The organism is Gordonia sihwensis (assembly GCF_029632925.1).
Taxonomy (GTDB): Bacteria; Actinomycetota; Actinomycetes; order Mycobacteriales; family Mycobacteriaceae; genus Gordonia; species Gordonia sihwensis.
On sequence record NZ_CP121248.1, the window covers coordinates 2,275,014 to 2,295,525 of the forward strand.

Genomic DNA, 20,512 nt, shown 5'->3' on the forward strand with positions numbered 1-20,512 from the left:
CGGTCGGCCGCCGTCGGACGAAACACCGGTGTCCGTCACTTGCCCTCCTCCACGACCGTCTTGTTGGCGGCGGCGAGCGCCTGCAGCTGGCCCTCCGACAGCTCGCGCGAGGCACCCTTCTCGTAGTGCTTCTCGACGAAGTGCTGCCCGATCATCAGCACCGAGGTGACGACCAGATACCACGTCGACGCCACGAGCAGCATCGGGATCGGCTGGAAGTTGACGCCCGAGATATCCCGTTGGCGGCCGTACAGTTCGAGGCTGAAAGGCACCGCGGCCACGAGGCTGGTGGTCTTGAGCATGCTGATGACCTCGTTGCCGGTGGGCGGGATGATCACCCGCATCGCCTGTGGCAGCACGATTCGCCGCATCGTCTGCCACCACGACATGCCCAGCGCCACCGACGCCTCCATCTGTCCTTCGCCCACGGAGGAGATGCCGGCGCGGACGATCTCCGCCATATACGCGGCCTCATTGAGGGCGAGCCCGATCACGGCGATCAGGAAGACGTACTTGAGGCTGAAGGCCTGGATGTCGATTTCGAACGCGGTCGGGCCGAAGGGTATGCCGACCCGGACGGTCTTGTAGAGCGAACCGACGAGCCCCCACAGGACCAGCTGAACGAAGATCGGAGTGCCACGGAATACCCACAGGTACACCCAGGCCGCGGAACTGAGCACCTTGTTCTGCGACATCCGCATCACCGCCAGGATCACGCCGAGGATCACCCCGATGATCATCGCGAGGACGGTCAGCGCCAGCGTGTATCCGACACCCGACAGGATGCGTTCTTCGAACAGGTACTTGCCGTAGGTGGACCAGTGGTAGGCGGGATTGGTGGCCGCGCCGTACACGAAGAGCCCGACCAGCCCGAGAATGATCACAGCGGCGATCCACTGTCCGGGATGCCGGAGGGGGACGGCCTTGATCGGTGCGGGGGTCTCCGCCGTGTCGCCGGCCCGGATGTCACTTGCCGTCATCGGTTCAGCCCTTCGCTCCGTTGATCTCGGATCGCTGAATCATTCCTGCTTCCACTCCCCAATGTGTGGCGATCTTCTCGTACTGACCGTTGTCGATGAGGTACTGCAGGGCTGCCTGCAGAGCGGGTCCGAGCGCAGAGCCCTTGACGATCGGCCACCCGTACGGCGCCGCGTCGTACAGCGGCCCCACTTCCTCGAGCTGACCGTCGGTCTTCTTGATCGCGTACGCGGTCACCGGAGAATCGGCCGAGAACGCGTCGATCTGGCCCAGGAGCAAGGCGTTCACCACCTGATCCTGGGTTTCGAACTTGACTTTGATGATCGGGTCCTTGCCCGCCTTCTCGCATGCGGCGCTCTTGGCGGGGACCTCATCGGTGTCTTCGACCGTGGTGCTCTGCACTCCGACGCGGAGGCCGCAGGCGTTGTCCGGGTCGATCCCCCTGCCCACCTTCTGCGCCCATTTGATTCCGGCGCTGAAGTAGTCGACGAAGTCGACCTCCTTCTGCCTCTCCAGCGAGTCGGTGAACGACGACATCCCCAGATCGAACGTGCCGCCCTGCATCGCGGGGATGATCTTGTCGAAGTCGGACTCGCTGTACTCGGCCCGCAGCCCGAGGACGCCGGCCACGGCGTTCATCAGGTCGACGTCGAATCCGATGATGTGACCTTCTCGGTCCTTGAACTCGTTCGGCTGGTACGGCGGGTTGGTACCCACACGCAGCACTCCGGATTCTCGAATGCTCGCGGGCAGCATCGCGGCGATCTCGGGCTGCTTCTCCACCTTCACCGTTATCGGCTTGGTGTCGAGCGCCGACTCGTCGACCACGCAGCCCGACAGCACGGGAACTGCGAGCGCCGCGGCCGCCACACCGGCCAGCACCCGCACGCGCAGCGATCGCACTCGCATCGGCACCTCTCCGTCGTGACCGGGGATCGGTGTGATCCCCCGGAGTCTATGAGTATGACGGGTTCGCCGGCCGCCGCGGCCGACCGGGGCGAGATTCAGCCGACCTGCGCCGCGACCGCCGCCCCGAACTCCGAGGTCGACGCACCGCCGCCCAGGTCGGCCGTGGCGATCCCCTCACCGAGCACATGGGCCACCGCGCCGTCGATCGCATCGGCCGCTGCCGACAGTCGGCTGTCGCCCGAACGCGCAGCATGCCAGCGCAGCAGCATGGCGCCCGAACCGATCATGGCGACCGGATCGGCGATGCCGCGGCCGGCGATGTCCGGTGCGGCGCCGTGCACCGCCTGCGCCATGGCGCGCGTGTCCGAGGCGTTGATCGACGGGGCCAGGCCGAGGGAACCGGATAGTTCAGCCGCCAGGTCCGACAGGATGTCGCCGAACAGGTTCTCGGTGACGATCACATCGAAGTCAGCCGGGCGACGCACCAGCAGCGCCGCCATCGCGTCGACGTGCTGCTCGTCCACCCGGACGTCCGGGTAACGCTCGGCGACCGCGAGGCATTCGTCCCGGAACAGTCCCGTCGTCAGTCGCAGCACGTTGGCCTTGTGCACCACGGTGACGTGCCCGCGCCGCCGCCGTGCCGCTTCGAAAGCCTCGACCGCGATGCGTTCGGACGCCGCGCGGGTGACCACGCCCACCGCGAGCGCGACGTCCGGCGTCGGCATGAACTCGCCGCTGCCGATCGTCATGTTCCGGTCCGCGTACAGTCCCTCGCTGTTCTCCCGGACCACCAGGACATCGATGTCGGGCGCGGTCGCCGTCACACCGGAGACAGCCCGGGCGGGCCGCAGGTTCGCGTACAGACCGAACTGCTTGCGCAACACCGCGCCCGGCGGCGGATACCGCACTTCGGCCGGGTACGAGGCGCTGTCATGCGGTCCGACCACCCAGAGATCGAACTTCTCCAGCGCGTCGAGCGTGCTCGCGGGCACGGGCGCGCCGTCGGACTCGACGGCGGCGGCACCGAACGGCAGCGCGGTGGTCTCCACCGTCAGCCCCTGTGCCGCGAGGGCCCGGGTCGCGACGTCCACGGCCACCGGGACCACCTCGGGTCCGATTCCGTCGCCCTCGAGGACTGCGAGGCGGAGCGTGTCTGTCATTCGCGGGTTCCTGTTCATCGGGACTGTCTCTGTAAGAGAAGGTCCCATACTTCGGCTGACCGTCGCCACGTTGTCGCGGAGTCACCGCGGCTGGTGTTCGTCTCGATGCGCTCCGTCGCTTCGCTCCTGCGCTTACTCGACAACCCTGTTCGGGTCAGTGCGCGGCGTCGTCCCAACTCCGGCCGTAGCCGACCGAGACCTCCAGTGGAACCGAGAGCTCGATCGCTCCGCCCATCTCGGCGCGGACCACCGCCTCCACCGTCTCCCGCTCGCCCCGGGCTACCTCGATCACCAGTTCGTCGTGCACCTGCAGCAGCATCCGCGACGACAGCTTCTCGGCCCGCAACCGGTTCTGCACGTTGATCATCGCCACCTTGATGATGTCGGCGGCGGTGCCCTGAATGGGGGCGTTGAGCGCCATCCGCTCGGCGGCCTGACGACGCTGGAAGTTGTCGGAGTTGAGGTCGGGCAGATACCGGCGCCGGCCGAACAGGGTGGCCGTGTACTCGTTCCGGCGCGCCTCCTCGACGACGCGGTGAAGATAGTCGCGGACGCCGCCGAAGCGATCGAAGTACTGCTCCATCTGCTGCTTCGCCTCTTCGCGGCTGATCCCGAGCTGAGCGGCCAGACCGTATGCCGACAACCCGTAGGCCAGGCCGTACGACATCGCCTTGACCCGTGAACGCATCTGCGGGTCCACCTGGTCCACCGGAACCCCGAAGGCACGCGAACCGACGAAGTTGTGCAGGTCCTCACCGGTGTTGAAGGCCTCGATCAGTCCCTCGTCCTCCGAGAGGTGCGCCATGATCCGCATCTCGATCTGCGAGTAATCGGCCGTCATCAGGCTCTCGAACTCCACGGGCGCGGCCCCGATCGGCACCGGGCCCGGCGCCACCACGAAGGCATGCCGGATCTGGCGGCCCGCATCGGTGCGCACCGGGATGTTCTGCAGGTTCGGGTCCGTCGAGGACAGCCGACCCGTCGCCGCCACGGTCTGATTGAACGTGGTGTGGATGCGCTGATCGTCCGCGACGGTCTTCTGGAGGCCCTCCACCGTCACCCGCAGCCGGGTGGCGTCGCGATGCTCGAGCAGATGCTTCAGGAACGGATGCTCGGTCTTCTCGTACAACGACGTGAGAGCGTCCGCGTCGGTGGTGTAGCCGGTCTTGGTCTTCTTCGTCTTCGGCATGTCGAGCTTGTCGAAGAGGATCGCCTGCAGCTGTTTGGGCGACCCGAGGTTCACCTGCTCGCCGATCACCTCGTACGCCGCCTCGGCCGCGTCGCGCACCCGCTGCGCGAACCCGCGCTCGAGCGCGTCCAGGTGTTCGACGTCGACGGCGATGCCCGCGCACTCCAGTTCGGCGAGAACGAACGCGAGCGGAAGTTCCATCTCTCGCAGCAGCGCCGAGCCCTCGATCCGCTCCAGTTCCGTGTCCAGCGTGTCGGCGAGTTCGGCGACAGCCTGGGCCGACAGCATCAGTTGATCTGCCGCGCGCTGCGCGTCGGCGTCGTCGTCGAGCAGCGAGAGCTGACCGTCGTCGGTCTGGGCGTCGTCCGCCTTGAGCTCGCGTCGCAGGTACCGGAGCACGAGGTCGTCGAGGTTGAAGGTCCGCTGTCCCGGCCGCACCAGATACGCGGCGAGAGCGGTGTCGGAGGTGACTCCGGCCAGCGTCCACCCGCGTCCGCGGAGCGCGTGCAGGGCCCACTTCACCTCGTGCACGGCCTTGGGCCGGGTCTCGTCGGCCAGCCAATCCGCCAGCGCCGCATCGTCGTCCACACTCAGCGAGGTGGGATCGATGAACGCGGCCTCTCCGTCGGACCCGGCGATAGCGAGCGACTCGACGTCGCTGCCGACCACCGCGCGCCGACCGGTCACCGCGAGTCCGCTGCGCCCCGACGCGGTGTGTTCGGCCAGCCACCCGGCCACCTCACCCGAGCCCAGTCGCGTCCCCCGCAGGTCGAAGCCCGACTCCGCCTCGGGCTCCACCGAGGTCAGGGTGGAGAACAGCCGGTCGCGCAAGACCTTGAACTCGAGATCGTCGAAGAGCCGGTGGATCCGGTCCCGGTCCCAGCCGTGCAGGGCCAGGTCGTCGGGGCCGGCGGGCAACTCCATGTCGCGGACCAGTTCGGTCAGCCTGCGGTTCATGATGACGCCGGCCAGATTGGCGCGCAGTGAATCACCCACCTTGCCCCGCACCTCATCGGCCCGGTTCACCAGTTCCTCGAACGAGCCGTATTCGCGGATCCATTTGGCCGCCGTCTTCTCCCCGACCCCCGGGATGCCCGGGAGGTTGTCGCTGGGGTCGCCTCGGAGCGCGGCGAAGTCCGGATACTGCGACGGCGTGAGGCCGTACTTCTTCTCCACCTCTTCGGGGGTGAAACGGGTGAGCTCCGACACCCCGCGCTTCGGATACAGCACGGTGATGTTCTCGTTGACCAGCTGCAGTGAGTCGCGGTCGCCGGTGACGACGAGGACCCGGTACCCCTGGCGGTCGGCGGCCGTCGCGAGCGTGGCGATGATGTCGTCGGCCTCGTACCCCTCGATCGCCATCACCGGGATGCCCATCGCGTCGAGGACGTCCTTGGTGAGGTCGACCTGGCCCCGGAATTCGTCGGGCGACGAACTCCGCTGCGCCTTGTACTCGGGGAACATCTCCGACCGGAAGGTCTGCCGGGAGACGTCGAACGCGGCGGCGATGTGGCTCGGCTCCTCGTCGCGCAGCAGATTGATCAGCATCGACGTGAAGCCGTAGACCGCGTTGGTGCTCTGGCCGGTGTTCGTCTTGAAGTTCTCGGCGGGCAACGCGAAGAACGCCCGGTAGGCCAGCGAGTGACCGTCCAGAAGCATCAGCGTCGGCCTGCCGCCCGCCTTGCCCGCGGCTCTGGTCCCCGCACCCGACTTGTTCGTTGTCTGCGCTGCACTCACGCAGACGAGTCTAGGGCGTGGGTCGGACAGTCGCGGCAGCCCGCTACGACCGCGGCTGGTCGGTCCCGTCGCCGAGCGTGTCGACCACGATCTCGGCGACGGCCTTCATCGTGGCGCGCTTGTCCATCGCGTTCCGCTGAATCCAGCGGAAGGCCTCCGGCTCGGTCATTCCCTGCTTGTCCATGAGCAGACCCTTCGCCCGCTCGATGAGTTTCCGGGCCTCGAAACGGCCTGACATGTCGGCGATCTCAGCCTCGAGCACCTTGAGCTCACGATACCGGCTGAGCGCCACCTCGATCGCGGGGACGAGGTCGGCCTGGTTGAACGGCTTGACCAGGTACGCCATCGCGCCGGCGTCGCGGGCACGTTCGACGAACTCACGCTGGCTGAACGCCGTCAGCATGACGACGGGTGCGATCCTCTTGCGCGCGATCTCGCTGGCCGCGTCGATGCCGTCGCGGACCGGCATCTTCACATCCATGATGACGACGTCGGGACGGAGCTGCTCGGCCAGATCGACGGCGACCTGACCGTTCGGGGCCTCCCCGACGACGTCGTATCCCTCGTCGCGCAGCATCTCGATCAGATCCATGCGGATCAGCGAATCATCCTCGGCGACAACGACTCTGCTCGCCGGCTTGTCGGGGTCGTTCATCGCTTCGCTCCGATCGCTGACGGCGGTCACGCATCTGCGCCGAACGCAGAATCCATACGTGCCCCGGGCCGGACTCGAACCGGCACCTCGTTAGAGACCGCATTTTGAGTGCGGCGCGTCTGCCAATTTCGCCACCGGGGCCGGTGGTGGTGCGAGATGCAAGTGTACTCATGCTCTGGTCCGGATCGCGCATCCGCCCCATGCCGCGGCGCGGTGGCGGGCGACGCGCCCCACACGACTCTTCCCTTTCCTTCACCTCCGACTTATTGTTACCTGAGAGTCAGGTCACAGAACGATGAAGGCGTGTCCGGTTCGACTCTGCTTGCTCGGGGAGGAAACACCAGGTGAAGTCATCACTACGCGGCCGGATCGTGACCGCTGCCCTCGCACTGCTCATCGCCCTGCCGCTGGTGGCGCTGCCGATAGGCACCGGCCCGTCGGACGCCGCGGTCTTCGGGACGCTCGGCGCCCGATGGACACGCACGCAGGACGGCCCCCAGAAGTACTCGGGGTACCGAGTGACCCCGGACGTGCCGATCCGCATGTCGGACGGGACGGTGCTGCGGGGCAACCTGATCCGTCCCACGGACCGGTCCGGCGCGCCGGTGCGAGAGAAGCTGCCGACCATCGTCAACATGACGCCCTACACCAAGATGGTGTCGGCGCTCGCGAGCGAGGTGATGAACTATCCGGTCCTGGCCCCGCAGCTGATCGACCTGCTGAACGGGATCAATCTCCAGGGCACGGTGCTGTCGGGATACAACGAACTGGTCGGCGCGCTGCGCGGCGGCCTGATCCAGACCTTCTCGTACGATCCCAAGCTCATCAAGAGCGGCTACAACATGCTCGTCGTAGACGTGCGCGGCACCGGCTTCTCGCAGGGCACCTGGCAGGTCTTCGGCGATCGCGAGCGCCGCGACACCGTCGAGGTGCTGGACTGGGCGTCCAAGCAGCGATGGTCGAACGGGAAGACCGGCATGGCCGGGGTCTCGTACTCGGGGATCAACCAGTTGCAGGCCGCCGCCGACGCGCCGGGCAAGCTGGGCGCGATCTTCCCCGTCGTCCCCGGTGCGGATCTGGTGCGTGACATCATCGCGCCCGGCGGCGGTCTGGGCGTCGGATTCCTGAGCTTCTGGCTGGCGATCGTGAACGGGACCAAGATGATTCCCAACATCGCCTCGATGCTGAACGGAACCTTCGACTGGAAGTGGCTCGCCGACCGCGTCAAGGACCCGCTGACGTACTTCGACCTGCTGATCGACGCGCTCGTGACGCGTGACGTCAACGGCTTCAGCCCCCAGACGCGCAGCATGATGACGGCCGGTACAGCTCGGCGCGACTCGCTGTACACGGATGTCGGCGCGATCACGACGCCCTCCTTCACGATCGGCGGGTGGAACGACCTGTTCACCAACTCCGAATCCCGGATGCTCCGGGGCCTCTCGCAACTGCCGGATGCGAAGAAGAAGCTCATCATGGACGACGGCTACCACGTGACGTCGAGTTCGAACTTCGGCCGGCCCGGATACCCACCGCGCCTCGACGTCCTCGCGCGAGCCTGGTACGACAAGTGGCTCAAGGGCATCGACAACGGCATCGACCGGTACCCCCAGGCCACCTTGGCGTCGGAACCGAACGGCGGGTTCCTGCAGGGCCCGTCGTTCCCGCTGCCCGGACACACGTACCAGCGCCAATACCTGCGCGGCACACCGTCGCATTCGGTGAACACACCGGTCGCAGGCGACGGGTCACTCAGTGCGAGCAGGCCCGCGAAGCGCGCCACGCGCGAGGTCAAGCCCGGACTCTCGACACTCTGCGACCGCGACTCCGCTCAGTCGACCGCCGGCGTGACCGCACTGTTCGACTTCTGCGGCAACGACACCCGGCTCTCGGAGACGGCGGCGCAGACCTTCACCGGCCGGCCCGCGACCGCTCTGACCCGGATCAGCGGCACCCCCGTCGTCCATCTGCGGCAACGGCTGAACGCGCCCGACGGCTACTGGCACGCGACGCTCAACGTCGTCTCCCCCGACGGCCGGTCACGCGTGGTGTCCATGGGACAGCTGATGGTGTCGTTGCGCGCGGTGGACCCGAGCCGAAGCGGATACGCACCGAACGGAGACCTCACCGACCCGGTCCTGTACCTCTCGCTCGACCACTACGCCAAGGTCCGGCCGGGCCAGATCCTCGACGTCGACATCCCGATGTCGGCGACGCAGGCCGCGCTGAAGCCCGGAGATCGACTGCGGGTGGACCTCTACTCGCTCAACTTCCCGAAGTCGCTGCCGCTCGGCCCGGGTCTGTGGTCGTCGCAGCTGCGGCCGCAGTACATCGAGATCGATCCGGCGAAGCCCAGCTGGGTCAACGTCCCGCTCTCGCGTCCCCTCGGCTGAGCTCGCCGTGCGGCCGGCAGTGGAGATCGCGGTGCAGGATGCCGAGGGCGCCGCGACGGCACGGGCGAACGGCGCCGATCGCGTCGAACTGTGCACGGCGCTGGGAGTCACCGGCGGACTGACGCCGTCCGCGGGACTTCTCGACGCGGTGTGTGCGGTCGGGATCGACGTGCACGCCCTGATCCGCACCCGGCCGGGAGGATTCGTCTACTCGGACGCCGAAGTCGATGTCCTCGCGGCCGACGTGGCCGCAGCCGTCCGGCTCGCCGTCCGGCTCGGTGCGCGAGGCGTCGTGATCGGCGCGCTGCACGCCGACGGGACGGTCGACGCCGGCGCGACCGGACGACTCCTCGCGGCGGCGCGTGACGCCGAGCAGCGGGCCGGCCGGCGCATCGACGTGACTTTCCACCGCGCCATCGACGCCGCCGCCGATCCGATCGCCGCCCTCACCGTGCTCGCCGGTCTCGGCGTCGATCGCGTCCTCACCTCGGGAGGTGCTGCTCGCGCCGGCGACGGACTCGATGTGCTGCGTGCGCTCGTGGCCGCCGACACCGGTGTCGAAGTGATGGCGGGCGGGGGGCGTCACGGCGGAGGCCATCCCTGCCATCCGGGGCACCGGCGTGCACGCGGTGCACCTGTCCGCGAAACGCTCGGTGCGGGATCGGGGCGTCGCCGGCCCGGGTGGAGGTGCCGCGTCGGATCTGGAGATGACCGACGCCGGTCTGGTGCGAGCGGCTACGAGAGCAGCGCACCGTCCTTGAGTGCCTCCTCCGACACGAGAGTGCGGTACAGCCTCCCGATCTCGACCGTGTAGAGCGAGGCGACCCGGACGTCGCGGATCTCGAATCCGGCAAGGCAGATACCGCTCGGGAGTGCGCGGAATCGGTCGAGCGTCGACTGGCCGTAGCGTTCGCCCGACTGAGCATCGAAGATCTGCACGAGGGAGCCGAAGCCCACGGCGGGGAGCCGCGGCATGTTCCGCGTGGTGCAGTCCACCTCGACGGCACCGGTGGCGGTGTAGCGCGAACTCGACACCACGCCCGAGCCGATGGCGAGTGCGGCGAAGGCGATCAGCACCACTGCGGCGACGGCGCTGCCCACGCGGATGCCGATCTTCCATCGGCGCTGCCACCGTTTGGGCGACAGCGGCGGGCCCGGCGGCAGGAAGAAGCGCAATTCGGACGGAGCCTGCCCGCCGGACGGAAGGGCGGGCTCCGGATTCGGGATGCTCTCGGTCATTCTCGGGCCTCAGTCGCGCGGCGGGAAGTACTTGATGAGCGCCTCCTGCACCACAGAGGTCGCGAGCGTGCCGTCGCGCTTGAAGAATCGGCCCGAGCCCAGCCCGCGCGAGCCGGCCGCGACCGGGGACTCCGTCGCGTACAGCATCCACTCGTCGAACCGGAAGTCGTGATGGAACCACATCGAATGGTTGACGGTCGCCGCGAACAGCCGGTCGTGTCCCCACGACAGTCCGTGGGTGGTGATGATCGAGTCGAGGACCGTGGTGTCCGACGAGTACGCCATCGTCGCGACATGCATGAGCGGATCGTCCGGCAGCACACCGTCGGCCTTCATCCAGGCGCGGTTGTGGGTCAGCTTCTCGCCGGTCCCCTTCATCACCCAGGCCGGATCGTTGGCGAACCGGATGTCCACCGGGTGCAGTGCGTTCACGAACGCCTCGATGGTCTCTTCGTACCCCTTGAAATGCTCGTCGAGCGGCGGCAACTCCTCCGGATACGGCACTTCGGGGATCTCCACGGCGTGCTCGAGACCCGCGGAGTTGTCCTGGAAGGCCACCAGCATCGTGAAGACCACCTCGTCACCCTGCTTGGCAGTCACCTGCCGGTTCGCGAAGGCCCGTCCGTCGCGGTAACGGTCGACGTGATACTCGATCGGCTCGGTGACGTCGCCACCGCGGATGAAGTGCGCATGCAGTGCGTGGACCGGCGGCGCACCCTTCACCAGGGTCCGGCCGGCCGCCACCACGCCCTGCCCGAGCAACTGCCCGCCGAAGGTGCGGGCCATCACTTGATCGCCGTGCTGCCCGATGAACAGGTCGTCGTCGACGCGCTCCAGATCGAGGAGTTCGAGCAGCTCGGCCAGATCGGCGGACGTCGTCGCCGCAGCGTCGGTGTTCGGGTTGGTCATGCCACAACCCTATGCCAGCAATGCGGGCCGCCCGCCGCCCCGTCGACTCGACGGGCGGCGCCGCACCGCTGGTCGCGGATCAGTGGTCCTGCTCGCCGATGCGATGGACGTGGACGAAGTTGGTCGACCCGATCACCGAAGCCGGAGCTCCGGCGATGATGACGACCGTGTCGCCCTTCTTGAGCCGCCCGTTCTCGGTGAGGACGTCGTCGACCTGGTCGATCATGTCGTCGGTGTGCTGCATCCGCGGCACGAGGTACGAGTCGACGCCCCAGCTGACCGCCATCTGATTGTGCGTGGCCTCGGTCGCGGTGAACGCGATCAGCGGAACCCGCGAGTGCAGTCGCGCCACCCGGCGGACGGTGTCACCCGACTCGGTGAAAGCGATGATGGCGGTGGCGTTGAGTCGCTCCGCGATGTCGCGAGCCGCGTAGGTCACGATGCCGCGGCGGGTGCGCGGGACGTGCTTGAGCGGCGGGACGTCGCGCGTGCCGCCTTCGACCGCCGACACGATGCGGCTCATGGTGCGCACCGTCTCGAAGGGGTACTTGCCGACCGAGGTCTCGCCGGAGAGCATCACGGCGTCCGCGCCGTCCAGCACGGCATTGGCCACATCCGAGGCCTCGGCACGCGTGGGCCGGGAGTTCTCGATCATCGAGTCGAGCATCTGCGTCGCGACGATCACCGGCTTCGCGTTCTCACGCGCCATCTGGATGGCCCGCTTCTGCACCAGAGGCACCTCCTCCAGCGGCATCTCGACGCCCAGGTCGCCGCGGGCGACCATGATCGCGTCGAACGCCAGCACCACGGCCTCGAGGTTCTCGATGGCTTCGGGCTTCTCCAGCTTGGCGACCACTGGAACGCGACGGCCGACGCGGTCCATGACCTCGCGCACCAACTCGATGTCAGCGGGGCTGCGCACGAAGGACAGGGCGATCAGGTCGACGCCGAGTTCCAGGGCGAACTCCAGATCGGCGATGTCCTTCTCCGACAGGGCGGGCACCGAGATCTTCATGCCCGGCATCGACAGGCCCTTGTTGTTACTGACGGTGCCGCCCTCGGTGACGGTGCACACGACGTCGTTCCCGTCGACCCGGTCGACCACCAGGCCGACCTTCCCGTCGTCCACCAGCAGACGGTCTCCCGGCTCGGCGTCCTGGGCGAGCTGGGAGTACGTGGTCGACACCCGATCGTGGTCGCCGATCACGTCGTCGACGGTGATCCGCACCTGCTCGCCGTCGTTCCAGTCCACGGCGCCGTTGGGCCGGCCGTTGTCGGCGAACTTGCCGAGCCGGATCTTGGGGCCCTGCAGATCCGCCAGGATGCCGACGGGCTTACCGGTGGCGAGGCTCGCTCCGCGAACGTTGTCGTAGACGCTGCGGTGGTCGGCGTGCGCGCCGTGGCTGAAGTTCAGTCGGGCGACATCCATGCCGCACTCGACGAGTTCGGTGATGCGTTCGAGGGTATTGGTGGCGGGGCCGAGGGTACAGACGATTTTTGTTCGACGAGTCACCCCTTAAGGCTAGCGGTCGCGCCACAGCGTGTCGCCTCGGTCTCAGCCGGACACCGGTGACGACCGACTCACTTGTCCTTCGAGGTGTCGGGACCGCTCCGTTCGTCGCCTTCGGCCGGTCGTTCCCCGTCGGTCTCGACGGTCTCGTCGGCTGTGTCATCGGCGGTCTGATCGACCTCTTCGGGCGCCTCGGGGGCCTCAGTGACCCCGCGGGCCTCGGGTGCGTCGGGCTCGGGTGCGTCGTCACTGCGGCGGATCTCGATGGACCCCGCCGAACCGCCCGGATTCTGCTCGATGATCGTGATGCCCGAGAGCTCCTCGTCGTCCGCGGGAACGATCGTGTACCCCTGCTCCACAGTCGATTCGGCGATCGACGGTTCGACGCCCGGGACCACCGTGCCCTCCGGCTGGGACCCGGCGGCATCGGTCTCGGCGGCATCGGTCTCGGTCTCATCGGTCTCGTCCGCGCCGACAGCAGCCTCCGCGGAGTCCGCCTCCGGAGCGAAGAGAGCGTCGGAGGTGGCCGCCACCTCGAACTCCGGTTCAGCGGCCTCCGGAACCTCCGATGCGGCCTCGTCGTGAGTCCCGGCCTCGGCGTCATAGTCCGCCGGGCCCTCGTCGACCACCTCGTTCTCGTAGACCGCCTGATCGTCATAGAGCGTCTCGTCGTCGACGGCCTCGTCATGGAGCGTCTCGCCGTCGTAGACCGCCCGATCCTCGTCGGCCGCCTCGGCCGCCTCGTCGTCCATCTCGGGCGGCACGTATCCGACGGCGCCCTCGGCCGCGAGTTCCTCCGCCTTGCGCGGCCAGTACATCGACAGACCCTGCTCGCGGCCCTTGGGCGCCATGACGAAGTAGAGGGCCGCGCACAGGAACACGATCGCCGCGGTGAAGACGTTCACGCGGACGCCGAAGATGTGCGTGGCGTAGTCGTCGCGCATCAGCTCGACGACGAACCGGCCGACGCAGTAGCCCGCGACGTACAGCGCGAAGAGTCGGCCGTGCCCGATGCGGAACCGCCGGTCGACGAGCACCAGCACGACCACGAAGAAGACATTCCACAGGAGTTCGTACAGGAAGGTCGGGTGCACCACCGCGTACACGTTCCCGGTGGAGACGCCGTCGATCAGCTTGTACGAGATCACTCCGCTGGAGTCGGAGCGGTCGTAGATCTCCAGGCCCCACGGCACGGTGGTGGGCCGACCGAACAGCTCCTGGTTGAAGTAGTTGCCGAGTCGGCCGATGGCCTGCGCCAGCAGGATCGCCGGCGCGATCGCGTCCCCGAACGGTGGAAGCCTGATACCCATGGTCCGGGCTCCGAGCCATGCACCGACAGCGCCGAGCGCGACCGCGCCCCAGATGCCGAGGCCGCCGTCCCAGATGCGGAAGACGGCACCGAGGCCTTTGCCTCCGGCGCCGAAATACGTGCTCCAGTCGGTGAGCACGTGATACAGCCGGCCGCCGATCAGCCCGAAGGGCACCGCCCACAGTGCGACGTCGACCACCTCACCGGGCTGACCGCCGCGGGCCCGCCAGCGGCGACTGCCCCACCAGACCGCGACGACGATGCCGACGATGATGAACAGGGCGTAAGCGCGGATCGGTACGGGGCCGAGGTACCACACCCCCTGCGGCGGGCTCGGAATGTAAGCGAGGACGGTTCCGTCAGTCACGGGTGCCACAGTATCGTGCAACCGTCTCACCGTCTGTGACCGCCTGGGCTCGACGCCCGTGGACGCGCTCCGAGTCGGTCAGCTTCGGGCGCGGCGGACGCCCGCGGCCAGATCCGACACCACTGCGGCGACGGCGTCCTGGCCCTTCTCCACGGCCGCGACGATCGCCGAGCCGACGATCACGCCGTCGGCGTAGGCCCCGATCTCCGCTGCCTGATCGCCGTCGCGGACGCCGAGTCCGACACCGATCGGGATGTCGGAGTACTCGCGGACCCGCGCGCACAGTTCGGGCGCCGCATTGGAGACCGTGTCGCGTGCGCCGGTGACGCCCATGGTCGAGGCCGCGTAGACGAAGCCGCGGCAGTTGTCGAGCGTCATCGCCAGACGCTCGGGAGTGGACGACGGCGCCACCAGGTAGATCCGGTCGAGATCGTGTGCGTCCGACGCCGCGTGCCATTCGGCCCCCTCGTCGGGGATGAGGTTCGGCGTGATCAGTCCGACACCGCCCGCAGCGGCGAGATCGCGGGCGAAGGCGTCGACGCCGTACTTGAGGACCAGGTTCCAGTAAGTCATGACCACGGGCTGTGCGCCGGCCGAGGCGACGGCCTCGGCGGCGGCGAAGACGTCGCGGACACGGCAGCCGTTCTCCAGTGCCATCTGTGCCGCCTGCGCGACGGTCGGGCCGTCCATGACCGGGTCGGAGTACGGAATGCCGATCTCCACGATGTCGCATCCGGCCTCGACCATGGTCCGCAACGTCGTCAACGAGTCGGCCACGGTCGGGTAGCCGACCGGCGTGTAGCCGATCAGCGCCGGACGGTTGTCCGCCTTGCACGCCGCGAACGTGGCTCCCAGCCGGGAGTCGGGGGCAGGCTTGCTCATCGAGCGTTCTCCTTTGCGGCTGCGGCGAGGCGGGCGGCGTACTCGGTCTCCGACGGCGGCTTCTCGAAGAGATCGAACCAGCGGGCCGCTGTCTCCACGTCCTTGTCGCCGCGGCCCGAGAGGCTCACGATGATGACCGCGCCTTCACCGAGTTCCCGGCCGAGGCGGAGAGCACCGGCGACGGCGTGGGCAGACTCGATGGCCGGGATGATGCCCTCTTTGCGCGAGAGCAGTGCGAGCGCCTCCATGGCCTCATCGTCGTTGATCGGCCGGTACTCGGCCCGTCCGATCTGCTGCAGATGCGCGTGCTCCGGCCCGACGCCGGGGTAGTCGAGTCCCGCCGAGATGGAGTGGGACTCGATGGTCTGCCCGTCCTCGTCCTGCAGGAGGTACGAGTAGGCGCCCTGGAAGGCGCCGGGAGATCCGCCCGCGAAGGTCGCGGCGTGCCGTCCGGTCTCGACGCCGTCGCCGCCGGCCTCGAATCCGACCATGCGGACGCCCTCGTCGTCGATGAACGGATGGAACATGCCGATCGCGTTCGATCCACCGCCGACGCAGGCGGTGACCGCGTCGGGCAGGCGCCCGATCTTCTCAAGGATCTGCACCCGCGACTCCAGGCCGATGATCCGCTGGAGGTCGCGGACGATCATCGGGAACGGATGCGGGCCGGCGGCCGTGCCGAAGCAGTAGTACGTGGTGTCGGCATTGGTCACCCAGTCGCGCAACGCCTCGTTGATCGCGTCCTTCAGCGTCGCCGAACCGGTCTCGACGGCGACCACGGTGGCGCCGAGAAGACGCATGCGGGCGACGTTGAGTCCCTGCCGCTCGGTGTCGACGCGTCCCATGTAGACCAGGCATTCCAGGCCGAGCAGGGCGCAGGCCGTCGCTGTCGCCACTCCGTGCTGGCCGGCGCCGGTCTCGGCGATGACGCGGGTCTTGCCCATCTTCTTCGCCAGGAGCGCCTGGCCGAGGACGTTGTTGATCTTGTGCGAGCCGGTGTGGTTCAGATCCTCCCGCTTGAGGAACAGACGTGCGCCGCCCGCGTCCTCACGCAGCCGCTCGGCCTCGTACAGCGGTGACGGACGACCGGTGTAGTCGCGTTGCAGCCGGTCGAGTTCGTTGAGGAAGTCGGTGTCGACGCGCAGCTTCTCGTAGGTCGCGGTGACCTCCTCGATCACCGCCATCAGCGCCTCGGGGACGTGGCGTCCGCCGAAGTCGCCCCAGTGGCCTCGATCGTCGGGGCCGATCGGGTGGACGTCGGAGACGCCGTCGCTGGCCTTGGGGAACGCCGTGCCAGTCGACATGCGCTGGGCGGCTTCGGGATTGTCTGTCACGTCTTCAGTATCCTCATCGTTCGATCCCGGCGGCAACTGGATTTACCGCTCGCCCCGAGCCCCGCCGAGAACAGCGGGGACGGGGTCGTCAGTGCTGTTCGCCGGCCGTCAGCGCGACGGTTTGGGGCACGACGGGTGCGAGCCCGCCGTCACCAGGTCGGCCACCGCGAGCCGCGGATCGCCACTGGTCACGACGCCTTCGCCGACCAGGATCGCGTCAGCGCCGGCCCCTGCGTAAGCCAGCAGGTCCGCGGGCCCGCGCACGCCGGACTCGGCCACCTTGATGGTGCTCGACGGCAGCCCGGGGGCGATGCGCGCGAAGCAGTCGCGGTCCACTTCCAGAGTCTTCAGGTTGCGGGCGTTGACTCCGACGACCTTGGCCCCGGCCTCCAGCGCGCGGTCGGCCTCCTCCTCGGTGTGCACCTCGACGAGGGCCGTCATGCCCAGCGACTCCGTGCGGTCGAGAAGCGAGGCGAGGACCTGCTGCTCCAAGGCGGCGACGATCAGCAGGATGACGTCCGCTCCGTGTGCGCGCGCCTCGTGGATCTGATACGGCCCGACGATGAAGTCCTTGCGGAGGATCGGGATGTCGATCGCCGCACGCACCGCGTCGAGGTCGGCGAGCGACCCGCCGAAGCGGCGTTCCTCGGTGAGGACGCTGACGATGCGAGCGCCGCCGTCCTCGTACGCCTTCGCCAGATCGGCCGGGTCGGGGATGTTCGCGAGCCGGCCCTTGGAGGGACTCGACCGCTTCACTTCGGCGATGACCGCGATATCGGTCTGACTCAGCGCCGCCATCGCATCTCGCGGCGCCGGCGCCGCTGCCGCGGCCTTCTTGACTGCGGCGAGATCGAGGACCGATTCGCGCGCGGCGACGTCAGCCTTGACTCCCTCGATGATCGAATCGAGCACTGACTGGTTGCTCACGACTATCGGCCCCTTTCACTGCGTGCATCAAGAGTAAGCACCACCGCGGGAGACCGGGAGGCTGGGGTCGCTTCACCCGTGATCCACGTCGCGAACAGGCCCTCGACCCCCGGCCCTCAGCGGGTGGGACCGGCGTCGTCGGCGGAGTGATCCGCCGGGTCGTCGGTGGGATCGATCCCCTCGTCGAGCGAGTCCCACAGCAATCGCTCGTTGGGCGCGGGAGCGGCTGGTTCGCCCGCTGCCGCGGCCCGCTCGCGCTCGGTGAAGATCTGCCGTTCGAGTTCGTCGCGGCGGGCGGCGGGCGCCGAGTACTTCGACGACATCCCGCCCTGGTTGGCCGTTCGGGCCATCGCTACCGCGCCGAGCACCGCACAGATCGCCGAGGCGATCACCAGGTATCCGGGGGTGGACTCGGTGGGAATGCCGTCCACCACGGCTCGCGCCGGGACGTCGACCATCTGCACGATGTAGAGATTGTCCTCGCCCTCGGTGAGCAGGGAGATGGCCGGAATGACGGCGACGCCGCCGCCGATCGCCACCAGGATCGCGACGATGCGCAGGGCCCAGCCGCGCAACGCGAACTGCGCGATGACGGCGGCGGCCATCGCGATCGCCACCGGTGTGAGCCATGGACTCCAGTCCGAGCCGTGCACCGTGAACTCGCGGGCCGGTCCCAGATCCGGTGCCACGAGGATCGTGGCCCACTGCATCCGGGACGCAGCCCAGAGGCCGAGTGCGGCCAGCAGGATCAGCACCGAGGCGATCGCCTGCCACCGCCGGTTGACGGGCCGCGCAGCCGTGGCCGGCTCCTCGGGGGTCTGCTGCTCGGGGGTCTGCGGATTGCTCATGGGGTCTCCTCCCCCGCCACCGGGCGCATGGTGCCGGCGGCGGCTACTGCGGCGAGCACCGCCGACGCCTTGTTGCGCGCCTCGTTGAACTCGTACTCGGCGTCGCTGTCGGCGACGACTCCGCCGCCGGCCTGGACGTAGGCGGTGCGGCCGGACATCAGTGCCGTCCGGATCGCGATCGCGGTGTCGGCGTTGCCTGCGAAATCGAGATATCCGACGACGCCCCCGTACAGTCCGCGGCGGGTGATCTCGTTGGCCTCGATCAATTCCATCGCCCGGACCTTCGGCGCCCCGGTGAGGGTTCCCGCCGGGAAGCAGGCGGTCACCGCATCGAGCGCCTGCTTGTCGTCGCGAAGAGTTCCGGAGACCGTGGACACCAGGTGCATCACGTGGCTGTAGCGCTCCACTCGGCGGTAGTCCGTGACGCGGACGGTGCCCGGCTCGCATACCCGGCCCAGATCGTTGCGGCCCAGGTCGACCAGCATCAGATGCTCGGAGTTCTCCTTCTCGTCCTCGAGCAGGCCCTTCGCGAGCAACTGGTCCTCCGCCTCGGTGGCACCGCGCCAGCGCGTGCCCGCGATCGGGTGTGTGGTGGCCACCCGATCGGTGACGGTGACCAGTGCCTCGGGCGAGGATCCGACGATCGTGAACGGCTCCCGGTCGACGCCCGGCATCCGAAGCAGGTACATGTACGGGCTCGGATTCGACGCGCGCAGGACGCGGTACACGTCGAGCGGATCGGCGTCGGTGTCGATCTCGAAGCGCATCGACGGCACCACCTGGAACGCCTCACCCGCCTCGATCTGTCCGACCAGACCCTCGACGATCTCGCGGTAGTCGTCCAGCGTGCGCTGCGAGCGGTAGTCGGGCGCGGGCCTGTCGAAGGTCGAGACGGTGGAGGGAGCCGGGGCGGCCAGCGCCCGGGTCATCGCATCCAGCCGCGCGACGGCGTCGTGGTAGGCCTCTTCGGCGCGCTCGTCGCTGCCGTCCCAGTTCACGGCGTTCGCGATCAGGGTGATCGTGCCCTCGTGGTGGTCGAAGGCGGCGAGATCGGCCACCAGCAGCCAGAACATGTCGGGGAGCCGCAGGTCGTCGACCGTCTGTTCCGGAAGCCGCTCCAGGCGGCGCACGAAGTCGTAGGCCATGAAGCCGACGAAGCCGCCGGTCAGCGGCGGCATCCCGTCGAGCGGATCGGTCTGCAGCAGCCGCAACGACTCGTCGAGCGCCGCAACCGGATCGCCGCCCACCGGAGCTCCCGCGGGGACGTCGCCCCACCAGTGCGCCTGCCCGTCGGCGACGGTCAGGGCCGAACGGGTGCCCGCGCCGATGAACGACCAGCGCGACCACGAGGCGCCGTTCGGCGCGGATTCGAGCAGGAAGGTGCCTTCGCGGAGACCGCCGCCGGCCCCCGGCTCGGCTGCCAGCTTCCGGAACGCCGACAGCGGTGTCTCGGAGTCGGCGAGGACCTTGCGGGTCACCGGGACCACTCGGTGGTCGCGCGCCAGATCGAGGAAGGTGGCGAGCGGGGTCGTGCTCGCGGAGTTGTCTGCGGTGCTCATCGTGCCCGTCACCCCAGCGGCTCTCCGCCGACGCCCCAGTGCTGGCGCGGCACTTCGGTGATCGTCACCCACACCGAGTCGGGATTCTTGCCCGTCGCTTTGGCGTACGCCTCGGTGACCGCGGCGATCGTCTCGCGCTTCACGCGGTCGGAGAGACCCGGCGTCTGGGATATCTGAATCAGCGGCATCGCGTCACCGTTCCTGGTCGTCGGTTCGCGCGGGTTCGGCAGGCACCCCGAACTCCAGCGGCTCGGTGTCGAAACAACTGTGGTTGCCGGTATGGCAGGCCGCACCCGTCTGGTCGACGGTCAGCAGCAGGGTGTCGCCGTCGCAGTCGATCCGGATGTCGTGGACGTACTGGGTGTGCCCGCTGGTCTCGCCCTTGACCCAGTACTCCCCGCGGGACCGCGAGTAGTAGGTGGCCTTGCGGGTCGCGAGCGTCCGCTCCAGGGCTTCGTCGTCCATCCAGGCCATCATCAAGACGATGCCGGTGGACCGTTCCTGCGCGATCGCGGCGAACAGACCGTCGTCGTTTCGCTTCAACGTGGCTGCGAGCTCTGCGGGCAGCGCCATGATTCTCCCTCTTCTCGAACGTGTGCGGCCGGTG

At 68.4% G+C, this 20,512-nt stretch carries 18 protein-coding genes and 1 tRNA gene; 2 read left to right on the forward strand and 17 right to left on the reverse strand.

The annotated features are described in order from the left end of the window. Positions 1-35 precede the first annotated feature (35 nt). From P5P27_RS10910 to P5P27_RS10935, 6 genes are all read right to left on the reverse strand, one after another. Positions 36-980 carry an amino acid ABC transporter permease gene (locus P5P27_RS10910; RefSeq protein WP_006895408.1) on the reverse strand — a complete coding sequence of 315 codons (945 nt, stop codon included), beginning with the start codon at positions 978-980 and terminating at the stop codon, positions 36-38. 4 nt (positions 981-984) lie between these two features. After that, positions 985-1,887 (reverse strand): ABC transporter substrate-binding protein, encoded by a 903-nt coding sequence (locus P5P27_RS10915; RefSeq protein ID WP_045536784.1) that lies wholly within the window; start codon positions 1,885-1,887, stop codon positions 985-987. 95 nt (positions 1,888-1,982) lie between these two features. Then, positions 1,983-3,047 (reverse strand): isocitrate/isopropylmalate dehydrogenase family protein, encoded by a 1,065-nt coding sequence (locus tag P5P27_RS10920; RefSeq protein ID WP_062367738.1) that lies wholly within the window; start codon positions 3,045-3,047, stop codon positions 1,983-1,985. 154 nt (positions 3,048-3,201) lie between these two features. Continuing rightward, positions 3,202-5,895, reverse strand: a complete 2,694-nt coding sequence (gene polA / locus P5P27_RS10925) for a DNA polymerase I (protein WP_260868703.1) — start codon at positions 5,893-5,895, stop codon at positions 3,202-3,204. Between the two features lie 121 nt (positions 5,896-6,016). Next, a complete protein-coding gene (locus P5P27_RS10930; protein WP_006895403.1) occupies positions 6,017-6,628 on the reverse strand; it encodes an ANTAR domain-containing response regulator in 612 nt (203 codons plus the stop codon). 59 nt (positions 6,629-6,687) lie between these two features. Further along, positions 6,688-6,769, reverse strand: a tRNA-Leu gene (locus tag P5P27_RS10935). Positions 6,770-6,972: 203 nt separating this feature from the next. Here P5P27_RS10935 and P5P27_RS10940 point away from each other — a divergent pair. Continuing rightward, positions 6,973-9,021, forward strand: coding sequence for a CocE/NonD family hydrolase (locus P5P27_RS10940; RefSeq protein WP_045536777.1), 2,049 nt, complete (start codon positions 6,973-6,975; stop codon positions 9,019-9,021). Positions 9,022-9,052: 31 nt separating this feature from the next. Then, entirely contained in the window at positions 9,053-9,835 is a 783-nt protein-coding gene (locus tag P5P27_RS10945; RefSeq protein WP_278123951.1) for a copper homeostasis protein CutC, read from the forward strand. Here the strand turns inward: P5P27_RS10945 and P5P27_RS10950 are convergent. The 11 genes from P5P27_RS10950 to hisI form a co-directional block, all read right to left on the reverse strand. Then, on the reverse strand, positions 9,757-10,260 hold the full coding sequence (locus P5P27_RS10950; RefSeq protein WP_045538804.1) for a hypothetical protein: 504 nt from the start codon (positions 10,258-10,260) through the stop codon (positions 9,757-9,759). The two genes, P5P27_RS10945 and P5P27_RS10950, sit on opposite strands and share 79 nt — an antisense overlap. A 9-nt stretch (positions 10,261-10,269) precedes the next feature. Further along, complete coding sequence (locus P5P27_RS10955; RefSeq protein ID WP_045538805.1) at positions 10,270-11,169, reverse strand: acyl-CoA thioesterase; 900 nt, start codon at positions 11,167-11,169, stop codon at positions 10,270-10,272. 79 nt (positions 11,170-11,248) lie between these two features. Continuing rightward, on the reverse strand, positions 11,249-12,682 hold the full coding sequence (gene pyk / locus P5P27_RS10960) for a pyruvate kinase (RefSeq protein WP_045538806.1): 1,434 nt from the start codon (positions 12,680-12,682) through the stop codon (positions 11,249-11,251). Between the two features lie 68 nt (positions 12,683-12,750). After that, positions 12,751-14,355, reverse strand: a complete 1,605-nt coding sequence (lgt, locus tag P5P27_RS10965) for a prolipoprotein diacylglyceryl transferase (protein ID WP_278123955.1) — start codon at positions 14,353-14,355, stop codon at positions 12,751-12,753. Positions 14,356-14,433: 78 nt separating this feature from the next. Then, positions 14,434-15,237 carry a tryptophan synthase subunit alpha gene (gene trpA / locus P5P27_RS10970; protein WP_278123957.1) on the reverse strand — a complete coding sequence of 268 codons (804 nt, stop codon included), beginning with the start codon at positions 15,235-15,237 and terminating at the stop codon, positions 14,434-14,436. Then, the gene (gene trpB / locus P5P27_RS10975) at positions 15,234-16,541 is read right to left on the reverse strand and encodes a tryptophan synthase subunit beta (protein WP_260868701.1); all 1,308 of its coding nucleotides are present in this window, start codon (positions 16,539-16,541) and stop codon (positions 15,234-15,236) included. Before trpB ends, trpA begins: the two co-directional genes overlap by 4 nt. A 138-nt stretch (positions 16,542-16,679) precedes the next feature. Continuing rightward, on the reverse strand, positions 16,680-17,498 hold the full coding sequence (gene trpC / locus P5P27_RS10980; RefSeq protein WP_006895389.1) for an indole-3-glycerol phosphate synthase TrpC: 819 nt from the start codon (positions 17,496-17,498) through the stop codon (positions 16,680-16,682). Between the two features lie 116 nt (positions 17,499-17,614). After that, on the reverse strand, positions 17,615-18,346 hold the full coding sequence (locus P5P27_RS10985; protein ID WP_006895387.1) for a TIGR02234 family membrane protein: 732 nt from the start codon (positions 18,344-18,346) through the stop codon (positions 17,615-17,617). Then, a complete protein-coding gene (locus P5P27_RS10990; protein ID WP_278123961.1) occupies positions 18,343-19,905 on the reverse strand; it encodes an anthranilate synthase component I in 1,563 nt (520 codons plus the stop codon). Before P5P27_RS10990 ends, P5P27_RS10985 begins: the two co-directional genes overlap by 4 nt. Positions 19,906-19,913: 8 nt before the next feature. After that, positions 19,914-20,093 carry a tautomerase family protein gene (locus P5P27_RS10995; RefSeq protein WP_006895384.1) on the reverse strand — a complete coding sequence of 60 codons (180 nt, stop codon included), beginning with the start codon at positions 20,091-20,093 and terminating at the stop codon, positions 19,914-19,916. A 4-nt stretch (positions 20,094-20,097) separates the two neighbouring features. Further along, positions 20,098-20,478 carry a phosphoribosyl-AMP cyclohydrolase gene (gene hisI, locus P5P27_RS11000; protein WP_006895382.1) on the reverse strand — a complete coding sequence of 127 codons (381 nt, stop codon included), beginning with the start codon at positions 20,476-20,478 and terminating at the stop codon, positions 20,098-20,100. Positions 20,479-20,512 lie beyond the last annotated feature (34 nt).